Here is a 25,318-nt window from a genome sequence, read left to right on the forward strand (position 1 = left end):
GGAAACCATCAGAAAGAGGAGGGATTTTCATGAAAAAAATGAGCATAATAATGATTTCTTTATTAGTTTTTGTTGGTGGTTGTGGTTTCTTTGAAAAGAAAGAGCAAAAAGTGGCAGTAAATGCGAACTCTGCAGCAACGGCAACCGCGAAAGTAATTGGTAAAAATAATGAAAGCTATGGCAATGCATATTTTGAGGAAGAGGGTAATGGGGTTAAGATGACACTTGCACTATCAGGATTGCCAGCAGGAATACATGGCATTCATATTCATTCCGTTGGGAAATGTGAACCACCAACGTTTGAATCAGCAGGTCCTCATTTTAATCCAACGAGTAAAGAGCATGGGAAGCTTAATCCTAAAGGATATCATTTAGGAGATCTTCCAAATTTAGAAGTTGGAGAAGATGGTAAAGTGGATTTGACTTTTTTAGCTGAAGGGCTAACATTAGAAAAAAATGCTGCCAACTCATTGTTACGTGATGGGGGCACTACGTTAATCATTCATGAATCTGAGGATGATTATAAAACAGATCCTTCCGGTAATTCTGGTGCTAGAATGGCTTGTGGCATTATTCAATAAGGAAAATGAATCCACTGTATCTGAAGTAAATCACTTTAGATACAGTTTTTTTGTTTTAAGGGTAAAAATCGACAACAAATGATTAATGTCTGAAATAAATCGTCATCATAACGTAGGGTTGATTTCCGTTCCGGCTGGGCGCTTTGTTGTTGCTGTCGCTACGCTTTCGCACAGAGCAAAGCTTCCTGGGGGCGTCCGATGAGCCGCTTCGCTTCGCTGCAGGGTCTCGGGCCAACAGATGTTTTCTGCGCGAAAGCGTAGTGCTAACGTAGCGGCAGCAGCACCGAGGTTGGTCACGAAGGCGTTATCACAGGATGTGATGGTTTTAGCCTTCGTTCCTCTATTGCTGATCCCTGAGGAGTCGCCCAGCCTCCACTCCAATCAACTTGTATACATAGTATTCTTTTTAACAAAGCTAAAGAAGGAATAAATGGTTACTTCGACAACGAACATGCATTTTTTATACATTTGAAAATTAAAATTGTTTTCTTGGAAAAAGAATTTAATAGCTTAATGTAGAAAAAAATGGTGTTAAGAAGTTATTAATTTAACGCGGAAATGTTGGGTATTTGAGGAAAGTGGTATAATTATAAAAGACTGAATTTACAATAAATAGATTGACATTATTATACTATGTTTGCTAATTTTAAATAGATTATTATTTTTAACCAAGGGGGAAGGTTACTGTGAAGAAAAAACAATTCAGGCTATTAATGCTATTAAGTGCCTTTGCGCTATTGATTTTAGCTGCATGTGGGTCTGATAGCGGATCAGGTTCAAAGGACTCGGATAAGGGTGATTCGACAGCATCTGATAAGCCGAACTTTTTGAACTTATTAACAGGTGGAACACAAGGTACTTACTATGCACTAGGTGGAACGTTTGCTGATCTAATTTCTAAAGAAACAGACATTAAAACAACTGCTGAAGTATCTCAAGCATCTGCTGCCAACATGACGGCTTTGCAAGATGGTAAAGGTGAAATTGCCTTTGTACAATCAGATATTGCTTATTACGCTACTGAAGGAACAATGATGTTTGATGGTAAAAAAATCGATACAATTGCTGCGTTAGGTGCACTTTATCCAGAAACAGTACAATTAGTAACGACTGAAGCATCGGGCATTAAATCATACGCTGATTTAAAAGGGAAAAAGGTTTCTGTAGGTGCGCCAGGTTCTGGAACTTACGCAAATGCTGAACAATTACTTGAAATTCATGGTTTAACAATGGATGATATCAAAGCACAAAACCTTGATTTTGGTGAGTCTACTGACGGTCTTCAATCTGGCCAAATCGATGCAGCGTTTATTACTGCGGGTACGCCAACAGCTGCTGTCGAGGCATTGAATGCAACAACTAAAGTAAATATCATCGGTATGGACGCTGGTAAAGCGGATGAGTTAATTGCTAAATACCCTTATTATGCAAAAGATACAGTAAAAGCTGGTACCTATGGTCTTGCAAAAGATACTGAAACAGTTTCGGTACTCGCAATGCTAGCGGTGAAAAAAGATCTTTCAGAAGATGTTGTTTATTCAATGACAAAAGCTATTTATGATAACGCGGGTAAAATTTCTCATCCTAAAGGGGCATTTATCAAAGCTGAGACAGGTTTACAAGGTATTAGTATTGACGTTCACCCAGGTGCTCAAAAATACTTTGATGAAAAGAAATAACAGAACATTTGGAGCTTGAATGTAGGTTTTATCAGGCGGGTGAAAAGTTATTTTTTAAAAATACGAAGAGGCTCGGATTGCGTAAAGCTTCGAGTCTCTTTTCTTCCGTTAAGTCTAAATCGTGAGTAATAGCGAATAGCTTTTTAAGTGGGGGAACAGATGTAGTGCGAAAGAGAAAATTAATTATTGTGTTAGCTTTTTTATGTATTTGCTTTAGTATGGTCATTTTTCTTCCTCTTCAAAAGGTATTCGCATTTACGGAAACACGTATAAATGACCCGGTAGTGCATTATATACCACTTACAACTGAGGATACATTTGATATTAGATACACTCACTCTATTCATAAAACGGATGTACTCGAACATTATAAATGTGTAGATGGAACAAGTATTCAAATGCTAGGGATGGAGTATGAAAGTTTAGCGATCGGCATGCCAAGCTATGCAGAGGAAAATCAAACATTAACAGAACGAAATGGTAAATATTTTTTGCAGTTTGACAATGAGGTTATAGAAAATTTTACGATTTATATAGGCGATTTAGATTTAGATCTTGTATTAGATTACGAGAATTATGAATACGATTTAAAAAAAGATTTGCAAAGGGGAAAGTCCTATTTATTTGAGTTGAAGCGTTTATCGCTTTATGAACAATGGAAAGGAGTAAGGATGAAATGACAACACAGCATAAATCAAACGACGAAGTAAAAAAAGAAGAATTCGAACAAATATCAGCGGAAGAGCAGCAAGCCATACTTGAGAAATATGATATTGAATCCAATGTACGAACGGTATCGGGCGTTATGAAGCATATCATTTTCTTTGGACTTCTAGCATTTTCATTGTTTCAGCTTTACACAGCAATTTATGGCCAATTTGCAGCGCAAATTCAGCGTACGATACATTTAGGTTTTGGTTTAACTTTAATTTTCTTACTATTCCCAGCTCGAAAAAAAGCAGCAAAAAATAAGATCGCATGGTTTGATTATATTTTAGCGGTACTATCTATTGTAGTAGGTTCGTATTGGACGATGAACTATTCAGAGCTTGTTAATAGTAATGGTACCATTACACAAACAGATTTTATTGTAGGTCTCATAGCGGTTGTATTAGTGCTTGAAGCAGCTCGCCGTGCAGTAGGGTTACCGATTACCATCATTGCTATATGTTTCTTAATCTATGCGTATTTCGGACCATACTTCCCAGATTTTATGGCACATAGAGGACAAGATTTTGAGAGTATTGTCAATCTCATGTATTTCACGACAGATGGTATTTTTGGAACACCAATTAGTGTTTCTGCCACATTCATTTTTGTGTTTTTACTCTTTGGTTCATTCCTTGTTAAAACAGGTGTTGGTCAATACTTTAATGATTTAGCGGTATCTCTTGCGGGTAAATTAATTGGTGGTCCTGCAAAAGTGGCGGTATTTTCTAGTGCACTTCAAGGTACGATTTCGGGAAGCTCCGTAGCGAATGTTGTAACATCTGGATCCTATACAATCCCGATGATGAAAAAACTGGGCTATCGTAAAGAGTTTGCGGGTGCAGTTGAGGCGGCGGCATCTACAGGTGGTCAGTTAATGCCTCCGATTATGGGTGCAGCAGCGTTTTTAATGGTTGAATTTATCGGTCGCGGAATTACGTATTGGGATATTGCCAAGGCGGCGGCGATACCTGCATTGCTTTATTTTACAGGTATTTGGATTATGACTCACTTCGAAGCGAAGCGCGTAGGTTTAAAAGGTTTACGTGATGATCAGATGCCAAATCGTCGAGAGGTATTTAAGAAAATTTACCTTCTATTACCAATCGTTGCAATTATCATTTTAATGTTAACGGGTACACCGGTAATGCATGCAGCGCTTTACGGTATTATTATTTCTATTGGTGTTGCGATGTTTAATAAGGAAACACGTTTAAAACCAAAAGATATTATTGATGCATTAGTTGAAGGGGCTCGTACGGCACTTGGTGTCGTAGCAGCAACAGCTTGTGCGGGTATTATCGTCGGTGTTGTTGTGAAAACAGGTCTAGGCTTAAGTTTAGCGAATAGTTTAGTAGAATTAGCGGGTGGTAGTATTATTTTAACGCTAGTTTTTGTAATGATTGCTTCCTTAATTCTTGGGATGGGGGCACCGACAACAGCTAATTATGTAATTACATCAACAATTGCTGCTCCGGCAATCGTGGCATTATTATCACCGAATACACCACAGGAATTAGTACCAGTAGTCGTTTTATTATCGGCACACTTCTTTGTATTCTACTTTGGTATTATTGCTGATATAACACCACCTGTTGCACTTGCTGCTTTTGCGGCTTCAGGAATCTCTGGTGGAGATCCGATTAAAACAGGGGTAAACTCAGCAAAGCTTGCTATTGCGGCGTTTATTATTCCGTATATGATTGTATTCTCACCTGCATTGTTAATGATAGATACAACTATACCTGAAATTATATGGGTAGTCTTCACGGCCATTACGGGAATGGTAGCTATAGGTGCGGGAGTAATCGGTTACTGGTATCGCAAAATGCTTTGGTTTGAACGCATTATTGCGATTGCAGCTGGTTTACTTCTTATCTATCCAGAAAAATTCTCGGATTGGGCAGGTTTAGCCATCTTTATTGCAATGTTTGTTATCCAATACGTAACACAAAATAAAGGTAACGATGATGACAATCAAAATAGTAAAACAAGTGTTACAGCGTAAGTAAGAAGTAAAAGGGCTTAGGACCGACATAATATTAAAAGAATCTGCTCATTTTCTGAGTTAGTAAGTGCATGTCTTGTAGTGTCTACAGGAATTTGCTTAACTTACAAGCTGCAGGAACGAGCAGATTCTTTTTCTTTTGTAGTTGAAACACGAAAGTGGAATAAAAAGCTTATACATAACTGTGCACTTAATTGTCAATAAAATCGATTATCAAAATTTGTTCAAAAACCAGAAAAAGTTGATTTGCATGCCTTTGTGAGGATTGTTAGTGTTGATAATTGTAATAAAGGTTAGCTATTTAAAGGTAGCTAACTTTTATTATATTAAATGAGTTGAAAGGAGATTTCGAAATGAAAAAAGCGAGTTTACTTTTAATGATCATACTTTTAGTCTTTTCTCAATTGTCATTGGGTAATCTATCTGTTCATGCAATAAGCAATAATGAAACTGATTTTGTACAATCGAGAAATTTAAAAGATGAAAATGTTCTAAAGGATGATGAAAATAAACCACCACCAGAAGATGCTTTTATAATAAAGGATCTTGGCGATGGTGTTGCTATTATAAAGCATTATTTTGGTATATCAAAGGATTATATTAATATTCCTGATGAACTCGGGGGCAAACCCGTTATAGAAATAGGGAATGGTGCATTTTCTGGTAAGAGTCTAGCGAGTGTAAAGATTCCGCCGAGTGTGATAACGATTGAGGAACTTGCATTTTCTAGTAATAAATTAACGAATGTGGATATTCCATCGAACGTTAGAACGATAGGGCAAAGTGCGTTTTTTAATAATCAATTAACAAGTGTAAAAATTCCTGAAGGCGTTAAGACGATAGAGTCGGCCGCGTTTTTAAATAATCAATTAACAAACGTAGAGATTCCATCTAGCGTAACAACTATAAAGGACTTTGCGTTTAATAATAATAAGTTAACAAGTATAGAGATTCCGATGGGTGTTACATCGGTAGGATATTCAGCTTTCAATGGAAATCCAATAACGAGAGTAGAAATTCCAGAAAGTGTTACAGAGATTAAAAGTAATGCTTTTTATAATAACAGTCTTGATTTTGTAACGTTTAATGGTTCACATAATTTCCAATGGACTGAAAAAAACTCTCCATTCAATCCACAAAAAAAGGAAGGAAGAACGTTTTTGGGTTGGTTTGAAGATGAGGATTTTACAAAAGGTTGGAGTTACTCAGTAGTAGAACCAATGACAATTTATGCAAAGTGGAGCCATTATGATGTTGCTTTTGATGCCAATGGAGGAAGTGAAGTTCTGTCGATAGTGGTAGCATATAACGAAAAAATGGAAGCTCCGTCGAATCCGATGAAGGAGGGCTACTTATTTGAAGGTTGGTATAAGGATAAAGAACTGAAAGAGTTATGGGATTTCGATCAAGATGTAGTGAAAAAAGATATCACACTTTATGCTAAATGGAAGAAAACAAGCTATGTCGTTACATTTGATGCCAATGGCGGAAGTGAAGTTCCATCCCAATCTGTAGGATTTGGTGAATTAATAAAAGCCACATCCACTTCAGTAAAAGCGGGATACACATTCGGGGGTTGGTATAAAGACAACGGTCTAACAGAGGCGTGGGATTTTGCAAAAGACGTAGTGACAAAAAATGTTACGTTGTTTGCGAAATGGACAAAGGATAACACGTCGGGTGGTGGTTCAGGAGGTTCAGGAGGCTCTGGCGGAGGTTCATCCAATTATAAAATTACCTTTGACTCCAATGGTGGAAGCAAAGTGCCGTCACAAACAGTCGGTTATAACGACCTCGTGAAAGCCCCATCTACTCTAGTGAAAGAAGGCTATCAATTTGATGGCTGGTATAAGGAGGTAGGGCTTAACAATGCATGGGACTTTGCGAAAGGTAAGGTAACTGAAGACACCACGTTGTATGCGAAGTGGACAAAGGACTATATAGTTACGTTTGATTCAAACGGAGGTAGTGAAATTCCTTCGCAAACAGTGCCGTATAAAGCTTTAGTGAAAGCCCCTTCTAATCCGAAGAAGGAAGGCTACCTATTTATCGGCTGGTATAAAAATAAAAAATTCACAAAAGCATGGGATTTTGCAAAAGATGTCGTTACAGAAGACCTCACACTGTATGCACGATGGATGAAGGAAAGCCATGGCTGTGACATTACTTTCAAGGATATTGATCAAAACTGGGCACAAGATATGATTAAAGAAGTTGCCGAGCGATGCATTATTATAGGTTTTCCAGATGGCACTTTCCGACCAAATGATATGATTCAACGTCAACACGTAGTGCTTATGATTGACCGTGCATTACAACCAGCACCAATTCGAGACGTTGAATCCTTTTCGGATGTCCCTAAAAACCATGTGAATTATGAACAAATTACGCGTCTACAACGAGCGGGTATCGTGGATGGTTCAAATGGAGCATTCCGACCAAATGCTTCTATAACACGCGCCGAAATGGCAAAAGTGATAGTGTTTGCATTTGGCTTAACGCCAGAAGGCAATAGTACATTCAAGGATGTCGACCCATCACACTGGGCGAATAGTTATATTGCCGCTTTAGCAGACCATAACATTGCACTAGGTGATGAAAACGGAAATTTTAGACCGAATGAAAACTTAACACGCGCAGAATTTACGGCGATTATGTACCGAGCACTTGGTTTATAAGCTTTACTATGAGGGGAGATGTATCATAATTTGATACATCTCTTTTTTTGATGGAATTTTAATCTAAAAAGTAGATTGGTTTTATGTTTTTTATGCATAATGAGCATCGTTTATTGCTTTTTTTACAAAGATCATTATATAATTAATTTATCAGAAAATTCAATTAAATAAACCAAGGAGGTGATTACATGAAAAAAATTTTTAACTCAAAATTTGAAACGTATTTAATGGATCAGGAAATGGAGCTAAATATGGAAGAGGAAAAAAATGGGGAGCAACTAACAATGGTACATTATGAAGAATATCCAGAAGGTTTTTTTACAAGTTTATAATATTTATTTGAGGGGCTGTGCTAAAGGTAGAAATTACTTTTAACACAGTCCTTTTTTTGAATATATTACCAAAAAATAAGTAAAAAATAATGAGGCTAATCACCAAAATTTGTGGATGACATTTGCTAAAACTGCCATATATAAGTTGATCTTCGTTACGACTGGGCGACTCCTTGGGGATCAGCGATAGAGGAACGAAGGCTAAAACCATCACATCCTGTGATAACGCCTTCGTGACCAACATCGAAGAGCCCAGTCGGAACGGAAATCAACCACACGCTATGGTGGATCCAAAGATGATCGGTATGAAGTTATATTAATAAAATATCTTTATTTTTCATATATATAGGTCTAAATCCATATGTACTTTTAAGAAATCGTTTCATGTATAATGGGAAACAAAAATGCGTATAGAGGTGTCGTTATGTCAAATGCAGTGTTAGAGAAAACAATTTACCAATGGTTTGAACATTTTCATAAATACCCAGAGGTAAGTTGGAAGGAATTTGAGACTACAAAAAAGATCGCATCGATTTTAGATGAGTTTGGCGTATCCTATCGGTTGTTAGGAGATGTTCCAGGGCTAATTGCTGAAATTGGTACAGGTGATGAAATTGTTGCTGTACGTGCAGATATAGATGCTTTATGGCAGGAAGTGGATGGGGAGTGGCGAGCAAACCACTCATGTGGGCACGATGCCAATATAACGATGGTACTTGGCGCTTTATTACTGCTGAAAGATCGACCATTGCAACATCGCGTTCGATTTATTTTCCAGCCTGCTGAAGAGCTTGGAAATGGAGCTTGTGCAGCCTTCGAGCGCGGAGCTGTTGATGGGGTATCGCATTTGTTTGGTGTTCATTTAAGACCAATTGAAGAGCTACCACTTGGCAAGGTTTCGCCTGCTATCCATCATGGGGCAGCTTATTTTTTAGAAGGAACAATACGAGGCACTGATGCCCATGGTGCTAGACCTCATCAAGGGAAAAATGCAATCGATGTGATTATGGCCGTCCAACAAATGCTCAATAGCATACATTTATCACCTTTCGAGCCTCATTCTGCAAAGCTAACGAAGATTGTTGCTGATGGTGGTAGTACAAATATTATTCCAGGAACTGCGAGCTTCTCGATGGATATTCGAGCGCAACATAATAACCAACTAGAATTGCTTCGTAGTCGGATTGAGTTTGGCTTAAACTCGATCCAACAGCAGTTTGAGATTGATATGGACTGGAAATGGATAGATTTCACACCTGGTGCTGAGGTTTCTTCAGTTGCCGCGCGTATGGCTAAAGACGCGATTATTGAAACACTTGGGGAAGAGCATCTAGCAGGGGAAATTACAACGCCTGGAAGTGATGATTTCCATTTTTACACAGTTAGAAAGCCTGAATTAAAAGCAACGATGGTTGGTATTGGTGCGAACTTAACGCCCGGATTACACCATCCAAAAATGACTTTTGAACGAAGTGCATTAATGGATGCTGCGAAAGTACTTGCTTGTGTGTTAGAGAAAAAACCTGAATACGAATAATGATCGCGAGAGAGCTATGTCAAAATTTCTTTGATATAGTTCTTTTTTTATTTTATTTTTTAGCGAAATGTATGAATATTTTGGATTGTCCCTAATAGCTATTTGAAAGCGTTTTTATACGCAAAAATAGTCAAAATTGCTCGAGAAGCATAATTTTTTTGCGTTGACTTTTAATTTTTCGAATATTATGCTAAAAAACATATAAAAATATTTGCGTCTTTGACAACCGAGATTGGCTACTGGTGCAAAAAAGGGGATGGAATATATGAAAAAGGAAATTAGTGCTCGTTGGGCAGTTCTGACTTTTGCAATAATGATTATAGCTATGCTAATAACAGTAGTTGTGTTAGAGCAAAGTCCTCACGTACCACTTATTGTTGGAACAACTGTAGCAGCAATTGTGGCCAAGATGCATGGATTTAAGTGGATGGAAATTGAGGAAATGATGTATAAGGGGATACGTCTAGCTTTACCAGCAATTGTTATTATTATTTTAGTAGGTTTGACAATCGGCGCATGGATTGGCGGCGGTGTCGTAGCGACAATGATTTACTTTGGTTTAAAATTAATTTCTCCAGCTTGGTTTTTAGTAACAATCATGCTGTTATGTTCAATTGTTTCCTTGGCAATTGGTAGCTCATGGTCGACGATGGCAACAATCGGCGTTGCTGGTATGGGGATTGGTTTAAGTATGGGAATTCCTGCAGCAATGATTGCTGGCGCAGTTATTTCGGGTTCATATTTTGGTGATAAGATGTCACCGTTATCGGATACTACTAATCTCGCAGCAGGTTTAACAGGTACCGACTTATTTGATCATATTAAGCACATGCTTTATACGACAATTCCAGCTTTAGTCATTGCAATCGTTGTATTTGGCATTATGGGAAGAAGCTTCGCAGATATCTCAATGAAATCAGAAAGCATTTTAACAACATTAAAAGTAATGGAGGAAAGTTTCGTTATTTCTCCTTGGTTATTGCTTGTACCAGTTGGTGTAATTGTATTGGTAGCGAAAAAAGTACCTGCGATTCCAGCTTTAGTTGTCGGAATTATCTCAGGATTCTTACTACAAATCTTCGTACAAGGCGGCACACCTACAATGGCTGTACATGCTTTACAAGAAGGATTTGTTATTTCAACTGGCAATGACATGGTGGACAACCTATTTAACCGTGGTGGCTTAGATTCGATGATGAATACGGTTTCAATGACAATTGTGGCTATGACATTCGGTGGGGTGTTAGAATATTCCGGCATGTTAAAAGCACTTATGGATGTCATTGTAAAATTTGCAAAATCTACAGGAAGCCTAGTTGCTTCAACGATTGCTGCATGTATTACAACAAATGCTACATGTTCTGAGCAGTATATTTCGATTGTTGTTCCATCACGTATGTTTGCGAATGTGTATCGAGAGCGTGGCTTGCATTCGAAAAACTTATCTCGTGCGTTAGAAGATGGAGGAACACTAACTTCTGTATTCTTCCCATGGAATACTTGTGGAGTCTTTATTTTAGCGACGTTAGGTGTAGGAGCCATGGAATACGCACCATATGCAATTATTAACTTCCTAGTACCTATTATTTCAATTTTTTATGCATATATCGGATTTGCGATTGTTAAGCTGACACCTGAAGAAATGGAAGCAGCAGAGCAGCGCAAAAAAGAGCAAGAGATAGATGATGCTAATATGGTCATGGCTGACTAAATCCAAGAGTTAAAAGTTCACTTTTCTCTGATGATAAGCTCTCGCGGACGGAAAAACATCTGCGAGAGCTTATCAATTTTCAATAGACGGCAAAGTTCAATTCATATATTGTACGTGGGCGACCTTGTTGGTGTGTCATTTCTTCACCAACTACTTTAGCATAGCCGTTATCCACTAATTTTTTAATAATGCGTTCTGTTGTGCGGCGTGTAACCTGTAAATATTCTGCAAGATTATGGGATGTAAATTGAGCTGATTGCCGCTCCCGGCTAAAATGAATGATCTTAGAAATATTTAATGGACTTAAGCTTGTCTGCTTTGCCATTTGTAAAACGTAGGGATCATCGGTTTTTAAAGCTAGTCTTACTTCTGATTTAGGAAATGGACCTAGCAAGTTTTTATGTTCATCAAGTATATAAATTTCACAAGGTTTAGCAAATGTTAATGCATTCTTTGCATTTTGGTTAGCCTCAACTATTGAATGACCATACCCAAATGCTAGCTTAAATGACTGATCGGCTTGTTGTAATAAGTTCTGTAAGTTCTCTTTTTCGAGTGCCTTTTGCAAATGCCCGGCTGTCGTATATAGCTCAAAAGAATACGGTGAAATTTCTTTATAAGTTGAATGTGTAGCTGCGGTGATTTGCGTTAACACGTTATCGTCTATAGGTTTATTTTCAGGAGCTTCCAATAGTCCAACGACAGCTTTCACAGATTCGGATTTTGTAAGAAGGGATTGGGATTTCGTCTCCTCTAAGCATTGTATAATGGAGTTAGTTGCATCTAACATGCGCATTGCCGGTATTTGAAGAGCCTGTAATTCATCAAACACACTATGAATACTCGTTATGACAAAGTCAATGCTTTTGGCATTCCATAAAGCTACATGCTGTTGCAATATAGATTGAGTAGACTCGGTAATAGAAATAGGCTGAATAAATGGTTTTGTACCGGAATACTCTATTTCTGTTAGAACGTTTTCCACAAAAGCTGGATTCATAACATCGATAGAAACTCTGTTTAAATGTATTCCTTGATTTGCTATCAGGGACAGTAAAGTTGTAGAAATGGCCGTCTCATCTTGTTTTATATAATTCCAAGGTATTGGCAGTTCGGACAGTGCAGGCTGGGCATGTAAATAGGGTAACGTTCCACCGAATAAAAGTGCATCACATGGCTTAATTTCCTTTAACAAAACGGGTGCCTCTGTAGGTTGCTTGTAAAGATAAAAATCTATTTGAATATTCTCTATGTTTTGTGCGATACTATTTATACGCTTCATAAATGCTTTAGAGCAGATAACCGCTATTTTAGTAGGCATAGGCAAAGTTCCTTTTCTATATTTTTTCGATAATTAGCGACGTATTAGCGACAACTATATTATACAGGAGACTGATCAAAATGAAAATCCAACAAGTAGAAATTTTTGCAATCCATTTACCACTTACTGATCCATTTATCATCAGTTATGCTACATATGATACGATGCCTTCTATTATTTTGAAGGTTACGACAGACACAGGTATTGTAGGCTACGGTGAAGCTGTACCGGATGAACACGTAACAGGGGAGACGTGGGAAAGCACGTACGCGCTATTAAAGAACCAGCTTGCGCCTGCAATCATTGGAGAAAATCCAATGGCCTTTGAAAAGCTTCACGATAAAATGAACAAAGTAGTGAAGGATGTCCCAGCAGCGAAAGCAGCGATTGACATTGCTTGTTTTGATATTGCAGGGAAAGCGTTACAAGTTCCAGTATATCAACTACTAGGTGGACGTTATCATGAGAAATTCCCGATTACTCATGTATTGAGCATTGGAACACCTGAGGCGATGGCAGAAGAGGCAGCTAATCGTGTAGAAATGGGCTATCAATCATTTAAAATGAAGGTAGGAACAGAGGTAACTCATGATGTTGCTCGTATCAAAGCGGTACGTGAACGTGTTGGTGAGGACATTGCTATTCGTGTAGATGTAAACCAAGGGTGGGTCAATGCGTCAACTACATTACAAGGTTTACGTGCATTGAAAGATCTAAATATCGATTGGTTAGAGCAGCCAGTAGATAGTGAAGATATTGATGGAATGGTAGAGGTGAAGTCAAAATCTGATGTTCCGTTAATGATTGATGAAGGTCTTCGTGGTGTACGTGAAATGCGTGAAATTATTGCAAAGCGTGCTGCAGATAAAGTAAATATTAAATTAATGAAATGCGGTGGAATTTATCCTGCTATGAAACTAGCAGTTATGGCTGAAATGGCAGGCATTGAATGCCAAATCGGTTCAATGGTTGAATCATCAGTTGGTTCAGCAGCTGGCTTCCATGTAGCATTCTCTAAAAAAATAATGACAAGTGTAGAATTAACAGGTCCATTAAAATTCTCTAAGGATGTCGGAAACTTACACTATGAAGTTCCATTTATCTGTTTAAATGAAAAATCAGGATTAGGTGTCGACGTAGATGAAGAAATCCTTAAAGAATTATGTAAGTTCTCAACAATTGTAACAGCCTAAGGAGGCGGCGAAATGGAGAAAATTTATGAAGGTATGCTTGGGGAAACGCCGTTTTTTGTGACACCATTAAATCTTCAGCATTTGCAAGATATTGAAACATTACAGCTTGAGGTTTATGAATCATTAGCAGACCAAAGTATATTACAGCCATTAAGCACGGAGGAATTTGACTATATTTTAAGTGGCAATGGCATGATGATAGGTGCTTACGTAGGGGATGAGTTAATGGCCTTTCGCGCACTATTGAACCCTCCTGTTGACGACGAGCACCTTGGCTATGATTGTGGGATTGGCGAGGATGAATTTCATAAAGTTTTGTATCAAGAAATATCGAATGTCTCACCGACATATCGTGGCTACGGATTACAAAAAACATTAGCCCAAGTTGTCATGGGTCATATCGATTTAACAAAATATGATTATGTATGCTCGACGGTCAAGCCTTATAATATCCCTAGTTTAAAAGATAAATTTTCTCAAGGATTAGTCGTAAAGGGATTAAAAATTAAGTATGTAGATAAGCTACGATATATTTTCTATAAAGACTTGCGACAAGAGCTACCAATCTTTACAGAGAAGAAGTCGATATCGATGGGGGATACAGTTGGTCAGCAACAGCTTTTGAAGCAGGGGTATACAGGTACTTCTATGTATGAGGATCAAAATGATTGGTTCGTCGTTTATGAAAAATAAATAACAGAAAAAAGCCTTACCTTTTACTTATTGTGGGGGTAAGGCTTAACTTGTCGACAAAAGAATAATATATAAATTAAGGTGTATCAATAAACAATGGTTGATTTTCACTCCGAGTTGGCGCTTTCCGCGGGCTTGGCTGTAACTTCTTTCAGCAGGTGTTTGGACACCTGCTGAAAGAAGTTACAGCCTTCGGCGGATGTCACGGAATCGGAAAGGAATTCTTTGTGCAAGAACAAAGCCGATTCCGGACGCAATTATGCCGAGGCATAATTGATTATCCTCGTCACTACGTTCCTGCGGGGCTTTCAGCTCAAGCTAATCCCGCAGGAGTCGCCACTCTCCGTGAAAAATCAACAGCTCCTCATCACTAGTAGGAGTGACAAGCTGATCCAAAATAGAATTATAGCCATGATTAAAAAACAAAGCCATTAATAACAATAAAGTTATTTAATTTTAAAAGCTCAAACAAGCACAACCCCGTTCTAAATTTAGACGGGGTTAAAAATATAGTTGTTTAATTTTTGATGTAAGGTATTTAACTGCACTAACAAGAGCCCCCTGATTGTTTAATAAGGTATACAGTTACAATTTACATTAAAGCAGTTTTTTTAGTTATTAGATTTAGAATTGATTATCTCTCCATCAGTTGTTTGGACCACTAGCGGCTCAACAATTTTATCTAGACCTATCTCTATAAATGGGAGCCCCTCTTTTGCATCTCCCTTATCGACGACCTTAACTGTAATTTCAGTGTTCCCTATGGTCTTTACATCTTTTATTTCCAGATGCTTTCCTTCATGTCTCTCGCCTAATTGAATATGAATTTGTTTCATTCCTTCAGAAATTGTAGATACCTCGTAGTAGGAGGGAGTATCATTGCCAGCCGTTATAACGCCCTCTTCATTGATCCAATAACCTTTATTTAAAGTAATCATCCAACCAATAATAGCAAAAATAAGGACTGGGATTATCAATAAGATTGATTTATCTACTTTGTTAAATTCAGACTTTTTTATGCCTTTCATAAAAGGAAGTAACAACGTCCCGACTATGGCTGCTAACAAAATGCATGCCCCAAGAATGCCGAAGCCCATCCCTTCGAACCCTCCTACTTTGAACAATCCGTATAGGACGATGAGCACAGCAATTAAAAATGTCACAATCGGAGCCAAGTAGAACTTTCCTGTTTTTTTCAATGCTATTAAAGTAAAAAGGAAAATACTTGCCCCTAAAATGAAACCAACTAAAATTATCATTCCCAATTTATTCACCCCATGTATTCGTAGAAAATCGATATCAATGTGTCTAAAAAAAATATAATCCCTAAATCAAAGAGAATTGAAGGTATAATCCACCTTTTAGTAAAAAATACAATCGTGAATACTGATAAAAAAATAGCTACTGGGAAATAGAATATAAAAGTGACACTTTTGATATATTCAAGGGCCGCATCTGCAGACAGTTCCCAGTTGTAAAAATGAAAAGAAGAATATAGGATATAAAATAAAATGAGAGCTCTAATGGAAATAAACAACCATTTAAGACCATGATTAAACTGAACTAATTTCTTTAATGGCTTAATTTCTACTTCTTCATTCCGTTCTAACATCGGATAATTTCCCTCAGCTAATTCATTAAATAATTGTCTACACTCACTACAGTCTTGAATATGTTCCAAAATCACTTCTCGTGTTTCTTGTTCTAACTCATCAAATACAGAGATTAACTCCCGCGAAAGAATATGAATCTTTTGGGAATCCTCCATCTTTTTCACCTCTTTCTAGCCATCTGCTTTCTCATCCTAAATATCTTGGACTTTAATGTAGGGATAGGTATATCCAAAAGTGTACTAATTTCTTGATAATCATAACCATAATGAAACTTAGCTAAAAAAATGGCTTTATCACTCGTCGATAAATAACCTAAGGTAGTTGTAATTTGGGAATTTATGATTGCTTTTGATTCGGGTGTTTGATTATCAATTAATATGCTTTCAATTACACTTTCATCATGAAACAGCGCTGGTTTTCTTTTTTTGTAATGATCGAGGAGTGTATTTTTGGCTACCTTTACTAACCAACTTTTCATATAAGTAACTTCTTGAACTTTCGATGGATCTGTTAAGATTTTTGCAAATAACTCTTGAATGATGTCATCGGCTACGTCATAACTTTTAGTTAATCCAATTAAAAAATTCCGCAAATATGTGTAATGCTCCTCGTAAATCTCTTCAATCACCTCAAATGGATTTTGATTAATCATTTTTATCCTCCGTAAGATATCGCGCACTAAAGAGACGACTCAACTTGGAAAAAGTTTTAATTTTTTTTAGTAATAGAAAAAAAATAAAAAGAATCCAGTTTGAATAAAAGATTGATCAAAATGGATTCTTTTTCATATGAGAGGTAAGGCTTTTTTATTTTATCGGGCAAAATCCACAAGCCATTAAACCAGGTATGTCTTTAGAAAAACAACATGATTTTCGTACTGGGACGTTCACTAAAGTAGTGGGGCTTTGACCTTCTGTATATTGTGCCCACCAAGATTTGTTGGAGAAACGAGCCCATGTTTTAGGATCCTCTAAAGTTTCAATATCCTCCATTGCTTGATCGGCTAGTCCGGGATTAGAAAGCAATACATGATAGTGCCACAGTAAATATCCAAAGAAATTTTCCCAAATAGTGAGAGGGGAAATAGATGTTACTTTACGAAGCTGTTGAACAATAACATGGCCATCATATAGAATCTTCTCAATAACGGCTTGGCGTTCTTTCTCCTCGACATAGCGCCAATCGTTTGGGTTAACAAACATTGCCACTGTAAAACTGTCGAATTCTTTTGCTGCATCAAAGCGAAGCTCGATCGGTTTACCGTCCCACACCTCGTCATAGGCGGCAAGCATGTAGAGTTGCATAGCGAAAAACATACCGTAGCGGCGTGCAAAATGAGAAATAGCCGCTGTTTCCGTTGCTGCATCTGTAATGCCCATCATCAGGTTTAAAAAATCAGGATGGTAAAAGTCTTTATGTATATCAGCTAATGTAAATAATGTCCGCTTTGGTTCTGTCGTATAAATGCTATAGGAATTCAATTGTCGAACTTGATCCATCGTTAATGCTGGCATTGTCATCACCTTTTCTTTCAATCATCTGTTACGTTTATTATAAATTAATCATTTTCGCTTCACAAATGGAAGGCAATATAGTAAAATACATTAAACATATCTGAAAGGTAGGTTTTTAAATGTCACAGCCTCATGCAATTCCAAGGCCGCTCGTTCGACTCAATCAATGGACGATTCTTGTAAGTGTCATTCTAACGTGGATAACAGGTGTCTTTTGGATTTTAGCAATTCCTTTAATAGCAAATTTACTTGGTGTTTTATGCAATTTTAACCCTATTATTCGAGTAGGGAAGCTGTTTCTAAAAAAGGCGCCATCTACATATATACCAGAGGATGCGCAGCAGCAAAAATTCAATTCCAGTATTGCTAGCTTATGTTTAGCAGGTGGAATATTAGGTTACTGGCTTAAATGGCAGGTGGTTGGCTATATCTTTACGGGAATGGTTGCTGTAGCTTCATCGGTAGCAATTGCAGGCTTTTGTGTAGGTTGTTTCCTACATTTTCAGCTAAAGCAATGGCAATATCGTCGCTCGCTGAAGAAGGCATTGTGACATTAATTTCTTTCAGTGGAAAGAAATTAAAAAAACTTTGAGAAATTTTCAGATTAATGTTGACTTTATAATTGATAATGATTATCATTATCGTATAAAGATTATTCCTCGTCTACAATACAGTGTAGAGAGGATGGACTTTAGCTACTTTTCTCCAGAAGTTTGCTAGTTCATGATAACGCTCCTAAAACCCCCCTCATTTTTTGGGAACGTAAAATCTCTAGACGACTCATTCCGTTGTGACTGAGTCGTCTTTTTTTGATTGAAACAGATGGGGATGATTTCATTTTTATAGGAATACTTCGGAGATTTATCGGAATATAATCGCATTTTATCGGAATAATTTGGTGCAGAGATCGAAAGTTAAATATTTTTAAATGTACGCTACATATATTAGTGTTGATTGGAGTGGAGGCTGGGCGACTCCTCGGGGATCAGCAATAGAGGAACGAAGGCTAAAACCATCACATCCTGTGATAACGCCTTCGTGACCAACATCGTGTTGGCCCGAGACCCTAGAGCGAGCAACTAGGGGAACGATGGCTAAGAGCATCACGTCCTGTGATAACGCCTTCGTGACCAACATCCTGTTGCCCTAAGCGGCTCATCGGACGCCCCTAGGAAAGCGCCCAGCCGGAACGGAAATCAACTCCACGTTATGGTGAAGGGGTGATTATGCCATGTTTACTATTAGAAATTTCGAAAACGAGTTGGAGTTCTTTCAAGATATGTTATATGAATCTATCCATATTCTTGAGAATAAACCATCAAAAGAAGTTTTACTCAACTCGCCTGACATAAGAAAATATCATGAAGGTTGGGGGAGAAAGGGAGACAAAGCGTTGATTGCTGTTGACGCAGAAAATAAAACTGTTGGTGCAGTTTGGTACAGATTGTTTGATGACAATAATAAAAGCTATGGTTATATTGATGGCAATACGCCTGAAATAGGAATGGCTGTTTCAAAAGAAGTAAGAGGAAGAGGAGTGGGAACTTTACTGATGCAAAACATAATTCAACAAGCAAGGGATGAAGGATACAATGCCATTTCACTTAGCGTAGACCTTGAAAATAGTTCTGCCATTCATATTTATCAAAAACTAGGCTTTAAAGATTATGAAGTAGTAGGGACATCTAAAACAATGATTTATAAATTTTAGTGTTCTCTAGAATAAAAAAATGTACACTACTAAAAAGTAATTTAGTAATGTACATTTTTACATTTCTTGTCTTTCATATGACTAAGTAGAACTGCTACTAGGAACAGCACTCTTTTTCCCTAGTATCATCGTATAGTAGCTATGTAATAGCATGCCAACAATGATGACACCTAGACCCGCGAGAGCAATTGGATTTGGGAATGCGATGCCGAGCAACAATACTTCACCAATAATGACAAAGAGTATTTCAGTCGATTGTGTTGCTTCAACTGCTGCAAGCTTGCCTTGATGATTGCGAACACGGTCGGTCGCAATGAAAAATAAAGTTGTGGCGATGACGCCGGAGCTTATACCTACAAGCAACGATTGCATCACTTGGTTGATTGAAGGGAGCCCGACCGTTGCCATTGCATAAATGGCTAGAATAACCCATGCGGGCATCGAGGCGATGGTCATCCCAAGAACTCGTTGATATGTATCGATGCGTCCGCCACAGATTTCCATCATTTTGCGGTTACCAAGAGGGTACGCAAAAGCAGCGATGACAACAGGTAAAATGCCAAGCATTAAACTTTCAAATGGAACAGATTGTGCTTGTGGTACTTGGATCAGTAAAATACCGACTAAAATGACACATGAAATTAGTAATGAAATAAGCGGTATTTTTTGACGTACTGTTTTCCCTGCTACTACTGAAACAAATAGGGGAGCTAATAATACGCCTGCGACAATTGTAAATTGCCACGTTCCGGAAACGAGCCATCCAGGACCGAATGCTGCTGCAAATGTCAGTGGGGCATAGAACAATACGAACCCAATAAAGCTCCATAGCAGCCAAGCTACAGGCTGTGCTTTCATTTCACCTGATAGTTGGGAAAAGCCTTTTCGATAGAAGACGATCACAAGTAAAAACGGGAGCATAAAGAAATAGCGTAGGGATGCACTCCATAGCCAGCTACCACCTTGCATTTCCATTGCATGATTCAAGATAAATGTAACAGCAAAAAAAAGCGAGGCTATTATGCCTAATGCAATTTCTTTCATTAAAGTCACCTCAATACCTTTACGTAATTTGAAAATTCAGTCATTACCTCTGAAAAAATTACGAAGAAGGGGTAAACCCTTCTTCGTTACTATTTTCCTTGTTGTTCAAAGAGCTGTACGATTTCAATAATAACTTGTGTTGCTTTTTCCATTGTTTCTGCAGATACATATTCAAATTTACCGTGCATATTTTCGCCGCCTGCAAAAATGTTTGGTGTTGGTAAGCCCATGTAAGAAAGCTGTGAACCATCAGTACCGCCACGGATTGGTAATGTAATCGGAGTAATATCTAACTGTTCCATTGCTGTGCGTGCAACGTCAACGATTTCTTTTACAGGCTCAATTTTTTCACCCATATTATAATATTGATCTTCTATTGTAATGCTTAAAGCATCCTCGCCATATTGGGCTTTAATTTTTGCCGCAGCCTCAAGCATTAATTGTTTTTTCGCCTCGAACTTTTGACGGTCATGGTCACGGACGATATAAGAAAGCTCAGTATGTTCAATCGCACCGTTAAAGCCCATTAAGTGAATAAAGCCCTCATAGCCTTCCGTTTTTTCTGGTACGGCATCAGTAGGCATTTCATTTTGGAAGGCGATCGCCATTGTGATAGCATTGACCATTTTATTTTTCGCAGAACCAGGGTGTACACTCGTACCTTTTGTCACAACCTTTACACCTGCTGCGTTAAAGCTTTCGTATTGTAGCTCGCCAAGTGGTCCACCATCCATCGTATAAGCATAGTCTGCTCCAAAGGCAGCCACATCAAATTTATGAGGACCGCGACCAATTTCTTCATCAGGCGTAAACGCTACACGTAATTTACCATGTTTAATAGAAGGAGTTTTAACTAGGTATTCCATGGCAGTCATAATTTCTGCGATACCAGCTTTGTCGTCAGCACCTAATAATGTCGTACCATCCGTTGTGATTAACGTTTGACCTACATAATTTTTAAGCTCAGGGAAATCTGCTGGCGACATCGCTAGATTTTCATTTAGCTGGATCGTTCCACCATCATAATTGTTAATGAGCTGTGGATTAACGTTTGTTCCAGTAAAATCTGTTGTAGTGTCCACGTGCGCTAAAAAACCAATAGTAGGCACTTTTTTATCTGTATTTGCTTCGAGTGTTGCAAATAAATAACCATTTTCATCTAATGTAATATCTGTTAAGCCTATTTCAGTAAGTTCATCTTTTAGAATATGCAATAAGTCAAATTGCTTTTGAGTTGAAGGAGTTGTTTCGCTTGTGAAATCAGATTGTGTATCAATTTTTGCATAACGAATTAAACGCTCGATTACTTGTTCTTTCATAAGTATGGCCTCCTAATGTGTATGTTTAACTTCTTTCAGAGGGTGTCTAAACACCCACTAGCCTCTGGCGATTCCAGACGCAATTATGCCGAGGCATAATTGATATTATTGTAACACTTTACTTCGGATTTCGGAATATTGAAGGATGCTTAACGCAATTAATATTTGAGCACCGTAATAGGTTAACATAATAACCTCATGTGAAAATGGTAAAGGCATTACAAACTTGTTAATAGATAAATAGGAATCTGATGATATAAATAGTAGAGCTCCAATCGTTGCAAATGTAGAACCTGTTCGAATCGCAGTCCAACCCATCGTTAATATGACCGAAATATAGGCAATGACCGCGATACCAAGCACGACTTCTCCTGATGAAAACACTGTACCTGCAATCCACACGGCCATACTTACCCCGTAAACGAGTAAGACAATCTTCGCCCAAGTAGGTACTTGTCGTTCATTAGTAGAAAAGAAGGCGAAGATATAAAAAATATGCCCGATTAAGAAACTTGTTAGCCCAATTAGAAACCACTGTAGTGTATAATCACCAACCATACAAAAGACAAGTCCGATGACGATCAGTAGTTGATACTTTTTAATGCCTAAATTTTTTGGTGTAGCGGCTAAAATAATGATTAAAAGCATTGGAATGACTTTAAAGATAAGTATCAGGCTTTCTGTAATATGGGAAAAGAAAAAAATATAATAAAGACCAAACAAAATAATACATGTTAATAAAATTTTTTTAGACAAATTTCTCATCTCCTTTTCTTTGAAATTCTTTATCTATGTCAGAATTTCCTTTATTCTTTTGTGAAAGAAATGCACAAAAAGGTTTCTATACTCATCGTATGAATGAAACTTTTTTAGTATGTAGCCGTAAATAAGTGGACAGTAGATAAGAAAGGGTGAATGAAATGACCAAGCTATTAATAGCTTCGGCAGTCATCGGACTAATCGCGAGTGTTTTATTAACACCGCTTATAACGAAAAAGCGAGAAGACGGATCTAAAAAGGTAATTGGATACTTCTTTATAGGTGTATTTGTACTAGGATTTTTAGCTACTAGTATAACAGTCTATGTGACAAAAATGGATGTAAACTGGCTTGCTTTTTGGCCCGCTATTATTCTATTAACATTAGGTGGCGCGCTTCTTGCAAGTGGTATTGAAAGAAAAATAAAGGGTGTTTTATTTTTTGCTAGTTTAGGTGTTGCGGTGTTTGTATTATCAGCTCCTTTATGGAATGCGAACGAAAAATATAAATCAGCTGAAATGAAGGAAAAGGTTGAAATAAAACCATTCGATGAAACACAAACTCCAGCTAGTGTTCCTCCTAAATTTGCGCGCAATAAGATGAAAAAAGCGTTCGGGCAAGTACCGAATACGAGTTATTACGAGCTAGGGCGCTTACAAATTCAAAAAGTGAATGGCGAGTATGTTTATATAGCGCCAGTTGAGTTCTCTGGTTTCTTTAAATGGTTCAATGGCGGGACGACTCCTGGTTACTTTATAATGAGTGCAACAGATTCAGCGGATAATCCTAAATTTGTTGAGCAGGAAATGAAGTATGTTCCGTCTGCTTATTTAAATTCAAATTTAGAGCGTCATATACGTTTACAACATCCATTCCTTGTTTTTAGTGGAGATGTTCAACTTGAAATAGATGATGAAGGTAAGCCATACTACATCCGTTCATATGGTGAATTTATTTCAGCACGTAATGGCTTCGATGTAAAAGGGATCGTGCTTGTAGATGCGCTATCAGGAAAATCAGAAGTAATCAAGCTGGAGGATGTACCAGAATTTATTGATGGAGCGGTTTCTCCAGAGACAGTAAGCTTACAAAATAGTTATTTCGGTAACTATGTACACGGATTTTGGAATAGTAAGTTTGGTAAGAAAGACGTAAAACTTCCTTCCGATGAGGGAACAGAGTCAAATGTTAGCCCAATTTTTGATGAGAAGGGCGATATGTATTATTTCACAGACTTTACGAGCCCTAAAGAGGGTGTCGATTCGATGCTTGGTTATTCGTTAACAAATGCCCGAACAGGTCAAGCAACTTATTACACTGGAAATTTAGACGCTTCTTATATGGATTCACAAGGTAACTTGCAAATTATCGAGAAGAAATTTATAGAGAAGAAATGGTCTGGGGAAATGCCAGTGTTGTATAACTTTTACGGTGAGGCTAGCTGGCTAACCGCGGTGCTTGACTCAAATGGTTTCTTACAAAATTATTTCATCGTATCTGCGGCAAATCCTGAAATTTCCGTTTATGCGACAACTCCTAAAGAGGCTTTGAAATTATATAAAACAGCCTTAAGTCGCGGTGGAGGTACAGTAGAAGGAAGCTCACATGCAGAAGAGAAAAATGTAAGTGGAAAGGTGCTTCGCGTATACAAGGAACGTCTTGGTGAATATACAGTTGTATCATTTTTACTTAATAACGGGGAAAATTATTTGGTAAGCTCAGAAACAGAACCGCTTGCAATTTATTTACAAGAAGGTGATGATGTCATTCTCACTTATGGTGATACAGGAGAGCAGTTCTTACCGGTTCGATCAATGATTGTTAAAGGTTTAATAGACGAAAATAAATAAAATAAAAGACGATCGAGTAGTAATGCGCTACGAAGATCGTCTTTTTTATGTTGGTTGAGACTCCATATAATGAAGCATCTTTTCCTGGTGATTCGTATAAAGTGTTTTGGCATGATCGTTTAACGCAAATATTTCATGAATATACCCTTGGAGTAATTTATGTTCATATTCAAAAGTATACGAATCTTCGTTTTCTACTATATGTGTTAATAAAAGTGTATGTAACACAACGACTTCTAAATTTTGTGTATTTGTAATGAATTTTAAGTTGAGGATGGTCGTGTGGGAAACGAATTGATTGACGTAATCAATAGCATGCTTATAAACGGCTAAGTCGATATGTAGTTCAAGTTGTTTTCTTAATAATGTACAATTATTATTTAAGTCTTGGATTTTTAAAAACAAACCTCTAACACTTCGCTTATGTTGTTGTTCTAATGTACGAGCAAGATCTTTGTTCATATAGGACATTTTTACATAACTCCTTTCCGCATAGGTCACCTATTAGTATTAATGGAATTATATCAAAAGGAAAGGGTCTTTTTGTTTAATTACTTAGATTTAACTTCTTCCTCAAAAAAGTCTCTCTCTTCTAAACGTCAAAAAACAATGTACTTTCTCATTTAATTACCTTTCATTAAGTATAATCTAGTTTGGACGCTACTATATTAGGGGGGGCTTTTTGTTTTTATTATATAGGAAGCTTTTCAATGAAATAAAAAAGTATAAAATTATATTAGAAAAAGTGTTGACCTTTTCGAATTATGGGTGTAGTATTATACAAGTCGTTAAGATAACTACTGAAAACAACAATTAAATTAATTAAATAAATTAGTTGTTGACATCGAGTTCACGACATGATATTATATAAAAGTTGCTACTGAGAAAGCGGCAATGACATGAACCTTGAAAACTGAACAAGCAAAACGTAATCAATAAAGTTTTTAGTAACTAACCTTGAGTTGGTGAACGAAACAAAATTTTGGACATCAAACATGATGCCAGCAAAACAATTTGAGCTAATCAAATTTCTTTTATGGAGAGTTTGATCCTGGCTCAGGACGAAC

At 37.5% G+C, this 25,318-nt stretch carries 22 protein-coding genes; 13 read left to right on the forward strand and 9 right to left on the reverse strand.

The features are described 5' to 3' along the window. Nucleotides 1–29 precede the first annotated feature (29 nt). From ACQKMI_RS20930 to nhaC, 8 genes are all read left to right on the forward strand, one after another. Nucleotides 30–581, forward strand: a complete 552-nt coding sequence (locus tag ACQKMI_RS20930) for a superoxide dismutase family protein (protein WP_427492038.1) — start codon at nucleotides 30–32, stop codon at nucleotides 579–581. 686 nt (nucleotides 582–1,267) lie between these two features. Beyond that, a complete protein-coding gene (locus ACQKMI_RS20935; RefSeq protein ID WP_427492039.1) occupies nucleotides 1,268–2,260 on the forward strand; it encodes a TAXI family TRAP transporter solute-binding subunit in 993 nt (330 codons plus the stop codon). 164 nt (nucleotides 2,261–2,424) lie between these two features. Further along, a complete protein-coding gene (locus ACQKMI_RS20940; protein ID WP_427492041.1) occupies nucleotides 2,425–2,940 on the forward strand; it encodes a DUF1850 domain-containing protein in 516 nt (171 codons plus the stop codon). Continuing rightward, nucleotides 2,937–4,976 carry a TRAP transporter permease gene (locus tag ACQKMI_RS20945; protein ID WP_427492043.1) on the forward strand — a complete coding sequence of 680 codons (2,040 nt, stop codon included), beginning with the start codon at nucleotides 2,937–2,939 and terminating at the stop codon, nucleotides 4,974–4,976. The genes ACQKMI_RS20940 and ACQKMI_RS20945 overlap by 4 nt, the downstream gene beginning before the upstream one ends. A gap of 353 nt (nucleotides 4,977–5,329) precedes the next feature. Then, nucleotides 5,330–7,654, forward strand: coding sequence for an InlB B-repeat-containing protein (locus tag ACQKMI_RS20950; protein WP_427492045.1), 2,325 nt, complete (start codon nucleotides 5,330–5,332; stop codon nucleotides 7,652–7,654). 188 nt (nucleotides 7,655–7,842) lie between these two features. Next, nucleotides 7,843–7,986, forward strand: a complete 144-nt coding sequence (locus ACQKMI_RS20955) for a hypothetical protein (protein ID WP_427415084.1) — start codon at nucleotides 7,843–7,845, stop codon at nucleotides 7,984–7,986. A gap of 424 nt (nucleotides 7,987–8,410) precedes the next feature. Further along, nucleotides 8,411–9,523: an amidohydrolase gene (locus ACQKMI_RS20960; RefSeq protein WP_427492047.1), complete on the forward strand. Its 1,113-nt coding sequence runs from the start codon at nucleotides 8,411–8,413 to the stop codon at nucleotides 9,521–9,523. 265 nt (nucleotides 9,524–9,788) lie between these two features. After that, nucleotides 9,789–11,234 carry a Na+/H+ antiporter NhaC gene (gene nhaC, locus ACQKMI_RS20965; RefSeq protein WP_427492049.1) on the forward strand — a complete coding sequence of 482 codons (1,446 nt, stop codon included), beginning with the start codon at nucleotides 9,789–9,791 and terminating at the stop codon, nucleotides 11,232–11,234. A gap of 79 nt (nucleotides 11,235–11,313) precedes the next feature. Here nhaC and ACQKMI_RS20970 read toward each other — a convergent pair whose 3' ends face one another. Then, nucleotides 11,314–12,555, reverse strand: a complete 1,242-nt coding sequence (locus ACQKMI_RS20970) for a hypothetical protein (protein ID WP_427492051.1) — start codon at nucleotides 12,553–12,555, stop codon at nucleotides 11,314–11,316. Between the two features lie 80 nt (nucleotides 12,556–12,635). Between ACQKMI_RS20970 and ACQKMI_RS20975 the strand changes: the two genes are divergently transcribed. After that, nucleotides 12,636–13,748 (forward strand): mandelate racemase/muconate lactonizing enzyme family protein, encoded by a 1,113-nt coding sequence (locus tag ACQKMI_RS20975; protein WP_427492053.1) that lies wholly within the window; start codon nucleotides 12,636–12,638, stop codon nucleotides 13,746–13,748. 12 nt (nucleotides 13,749–13,760) lie between these two features. Further along, nucleotides 13,761–14,441, forward strand: a complete 681-nt coding sequence (locus tag ACQKMI_RS20980; protein ID WP_427492055.1) for a GNAT family N-acetyltransferase — start codon at nucleotides 13,761–13,763, stop codon at nucleotides 14,439–14,441. 611 nt (nucleotides 14,442–15,052) lie between these two features. Here ACQKMI_RS20980 and ACQKMI_RS20985 read toward each other — a convergent pair. From ACQKMI_RS20985 to ACQKMI_RS21000, 4 genes are all read right to left on the reverse strand, one after another. Next, nucleotides 15,053–15,700: a YesK family protein gene (locus ACQKMI_RS20985; RefSeq protein ID WP_427492079.1), complete on the reverse strand. Its 648-nt coding sequence runs from the start codon at nucleotides 15,698–15,700 to the stop codon at nucleotides 15,053–15,055. An 11-nt stretch (nucleotides 15,701–15,711) separates the two neighbouring features. Beyond that, nucleotides 15,712–16,209 (reverse strand): zf-HC2 domain-containing protein, encoded by a 498-nt coding sequence (locus tag ACQKMI_RS20990; RefSeq protein WP_427492057.1) that lies wholly within the window; start codon nucleotides 16,207–16,209, stop codon nucleotides 15,712–15,714. A 5-nt stretch (nucleotides 16,210–16,214) separates the two neighbouring features. Beyond that, complete coding sequence (locus tag ACQKMI_RS20995; protein WP_427492059.1) at nucleotides 16,215–16,706, reverse strand: RNA polymerase sigma factor; 492 nt, start codon at nucleotides 16,704–16,706, stop codon at nucleotides 16,215–16,217. Nucleotides 16,707–16,860: 154 nt separating this feature from the next. Further along, complete coding sequence (locus ACQKMI_RS21000) at nucleotides 16,861–17,568, reverse strand: Fe-S oxidoreductase (RefSeq protein ID WP_427492061.1); 708 nt, start codon at nucleotides 17,566–17,568, stop codon at nucleotides 16,861–16,863. Nucleotides 17,569–17,687: 119 nt separating this feature from the next. On the opposite strand from ACQKMI_RS21000, the gene ACQKMI_RS21005 reads away from it, so the two are divergent. After that, nucleotides 17,688–18,119 (forward strand): DUF4395 domain-containing protein, encoded by a 432-nt coding sequence (locus ACQKMI_RS21005; RefSeq protein ID WP_427492063.1) that lies wholly within the window; start codon nucleotides 17,688–17,690, stop codon nucleotides 18,117–18,119. A 680-nt stretch (nucleotides 18,120–18,799) separates the two neighbouring features. Beyond that, a complete protein-coding gene (locus ACQKMI_RS21010; RefSeq protein WP_427492065.1) occupies nucleotides 18,800–19,279 on the forward strand; it encodes an N-acetyltransferase family protein in 480 nt (159 codons plus the stop codon). A gap of 81 nt (nucleotides 19,280–19,360) precedes the next feature. On the opposite strand, the gene ACQKMI_RS21015 is transcribed toward ACQKMI_RS21010, so the two are convergent. The 3 genes from ACQKMI_RS21015 to ACQKMI_RS21025 all read right to left on the reverse strand — a co-directional run bounded on the left by ACQKMI_RS21015 (nucleotide 19,361) and on the right by ACQKMI_RS21025 (nucleotide 22,398). Then, nucleotides 19,361–20,323, reverse strand: coding sequence for a DMT family transporter (locus ACQKMI_RS21015; RefSeq protein ID WP_427492067.1), 963 nt, complete (start codon nucleotides 20,321–20,323; stop codon nucleotides 19,361–19,363). Between the two features lie 89 nt (nucleotides 20,324–20,412). After that, entirely contained in the window at nucleotides 20,413–21,642 is a 1,230-nt protein-coding gene (gene pepT, locus ACQKMI_RS21020; RefSeq protein ID WP_427492068.1) for a peptidase T, read from the reverse strand. Nucleotides 21,643–21,747: 105 nt separating this feature from the next. Next, entirely contained in the window at nucleotides 21,748–22,398 is a 651-nt protein-coding gene (locus ACQKMI_RS21025) for a lysoplasmalogenase (protein WP_427492070.1), read from the reverse strand. Between the two features lie 164 nt (nucleotides 22,399–22,562). Between ACQKMI_RS21025 and ACQKMI_RS21030 the strand changes: the two genes are divergently transcribed. Next, nucleotides 22,563–24,251: a hypothetical protein gene (locus ACQKMI_RS21030; protein WP_427492072.1), complete on the forward strand. Its 1,689-nt coding sequence runs from the start codon at nucleotides 22,563–22,565 to the stop codon at nucleotides 24,249–24,251. Between the two features lie 45 nt (nucleotides 24,252–24,296). Here ACQKMI_RS21030 and ACQKMI_RS21035 read toward each other — a convergent pair whose 3' ends face one another. Then, nucleotides 24,297–24,722, reverse strand: a complete 426-nt coding sequence (locus tag ACQKMI_RS21035; protein ID WP_427492074.1) for a hypothetical protein — start codon at nucleotides 24,720–24,722, stop codon at nucleotides 24,297–24,299. Nucleotides 24,723–25,318 lie beyond the last annotated feature (596 nt).

Origin of the sequence: Lysinibacillus sp. NPDC097214 (genome assembly GCF_050277945.1) — a bacterium.
Taxonomy (GTDB): domain Bacteria; phylum Bacillota; class Bacilli; order Bacillales_A; family Planococcaceae; genus Lysinibacillus; species Lysinibacillus xylanilyticus_B.

Excerpts from the sequence above, each read along its gene's own strand:
- nhaC (WP_427492049.1), top strand. The coding sequence starts at position 9,789 with ATGAAAAAGGAAATTAGTGCTCGTTGGGCAGTTCTGACTTTTGCAATA.
- ACQKMI_RS20985 (WP_427492079.1), bottom strand. The coding sequence starts at position 15,700 with ATGATAATTTTAGTTGGTTTCATTTTAGGGGCAAGTATTTTCCTTTTT.
- ACQKMI_RS20970 (WP_427492051.1), bottom strand. The coding sequence starts at position 12,555 with ATGCCTACTAAAATAGCGGTTATCTGCTCTAAAGCATTTATGAAGCGT.
- ACQKMI_RS20950 (WP_427492045.1), top strand. The coding sequence starts at position 5,330 with ATGAAAAAAGCGAGTTTACTTTTAATGATCATACTTTTAGTCTTTTCT.
- ACQKMI_RS21015 (WP_427492067.1), bottom strand. The coding sequence starts at position 20,323 with ATGAAAGAAATTGCATTAGGCATAATAGCCTCGCTTTTTTTTGCTGTT.
- ACQKMI_RS21010 (WP_427492065.1), top strand. The coding sequence starts at position 18,800 with ATGTTTACTATTAGAAATTTCGAAAACGAGTTGGAGTTCTTTCAAGAT.
- ACQKMI_RS20945 (WP_427492043.1), top strand. The coding sequence starts at position 2,937 with ATGACAACACAGCATAAATCAAACGACGAAGTAAAAAAAGAAGAATTC.
- ACQKMI_RS20960 (WP_427492047.1), top strand. The coding sequence starts at position 8,411 with ATGTCAAATGCAGTGTTAGAGAAAACAATTTACCAATGGTTTGAACAT.
- ACQKMI_RS20955 (WP_427415084.1), top strand. The coding sequence starts at position 7,843 with ATGAAAAAAATTTTTAACTCAAAATTTGAAACGTATTTAATGGATCAG.
- pepT (WP_427492068.1), bottom strand. The coding sequence starts at position 21,642 with ATGAAAGAACAAGTAATCGAGCGTTTAATTCGTTATGCAAAAATTGAT.
- ACQKMI_RS20975 (WP_427492053.1), top strand. The coding sequence starts at position 12,636 with ATGAAAATCCAACAAGTAGAAATTTTTGCAATCCATTTACCACTTACT.
- ACQKMI_RS21005 (WP_427492063.1), top strand. The coding sequence starts at position 17,688 with ATGTCACAGCCTCATGCAATTCCAAGGCCGCTCGTTCGACTCAATCAA.
- ACQKMI_RS20995 (WP_427492059.1), bottom strand. The coding sequence starts at position 16,706 with ATGATTAATCAAAATCCATTTGAGGTGATTGAAGAGATTTACGAGGAG.
- ACQKMI_RS20980 (WP_427492055.1), top strand. The coding sequence starts at position 13,761 with ATGGAGAAAATTTATGAAGGTATGCTTGGGGAAACGCCGTTTTTTGTG.
- ACQKMI_RS20990 (WP_427492057.1), bottom strand. The coding sequence starts at position 16,209 with ATGGAGGATTCCCAAAAGATTCATATTCTTTCGCGGGAGTTAATCTCT.
- ACQKMI_RS21030 (WP_427492072.1), top strand. The coding sequence starts at position 22,563 with ATGACCAAGCTATTAATAGCTTCGGCAGTCATCGGACTAATCGCGAGT.
- ACQKMI_RS21035 (WP_427492074.1), bottom strand. The coding sequence starts at position 24,722 with ATGTCCTATATGAACAAAGATCTTGCTCGTACATTAGAACAACAACAT.
- ACQKMI_RS21000 (WP_427492061.1), bottom strand. The coding sequence starts at position 17,568 with ATGCCAGCATTAACGATGGATCAAGTTCGACAATTGAATTCCTATAGC.
- ACQKMI_RS20930 (WP_427492038.1), top strand. The coding sequence starts at position 30 with ATGAAAAAAATGAGCATAATAATGATTTCTTTATTAGTTTTTGTTGGT.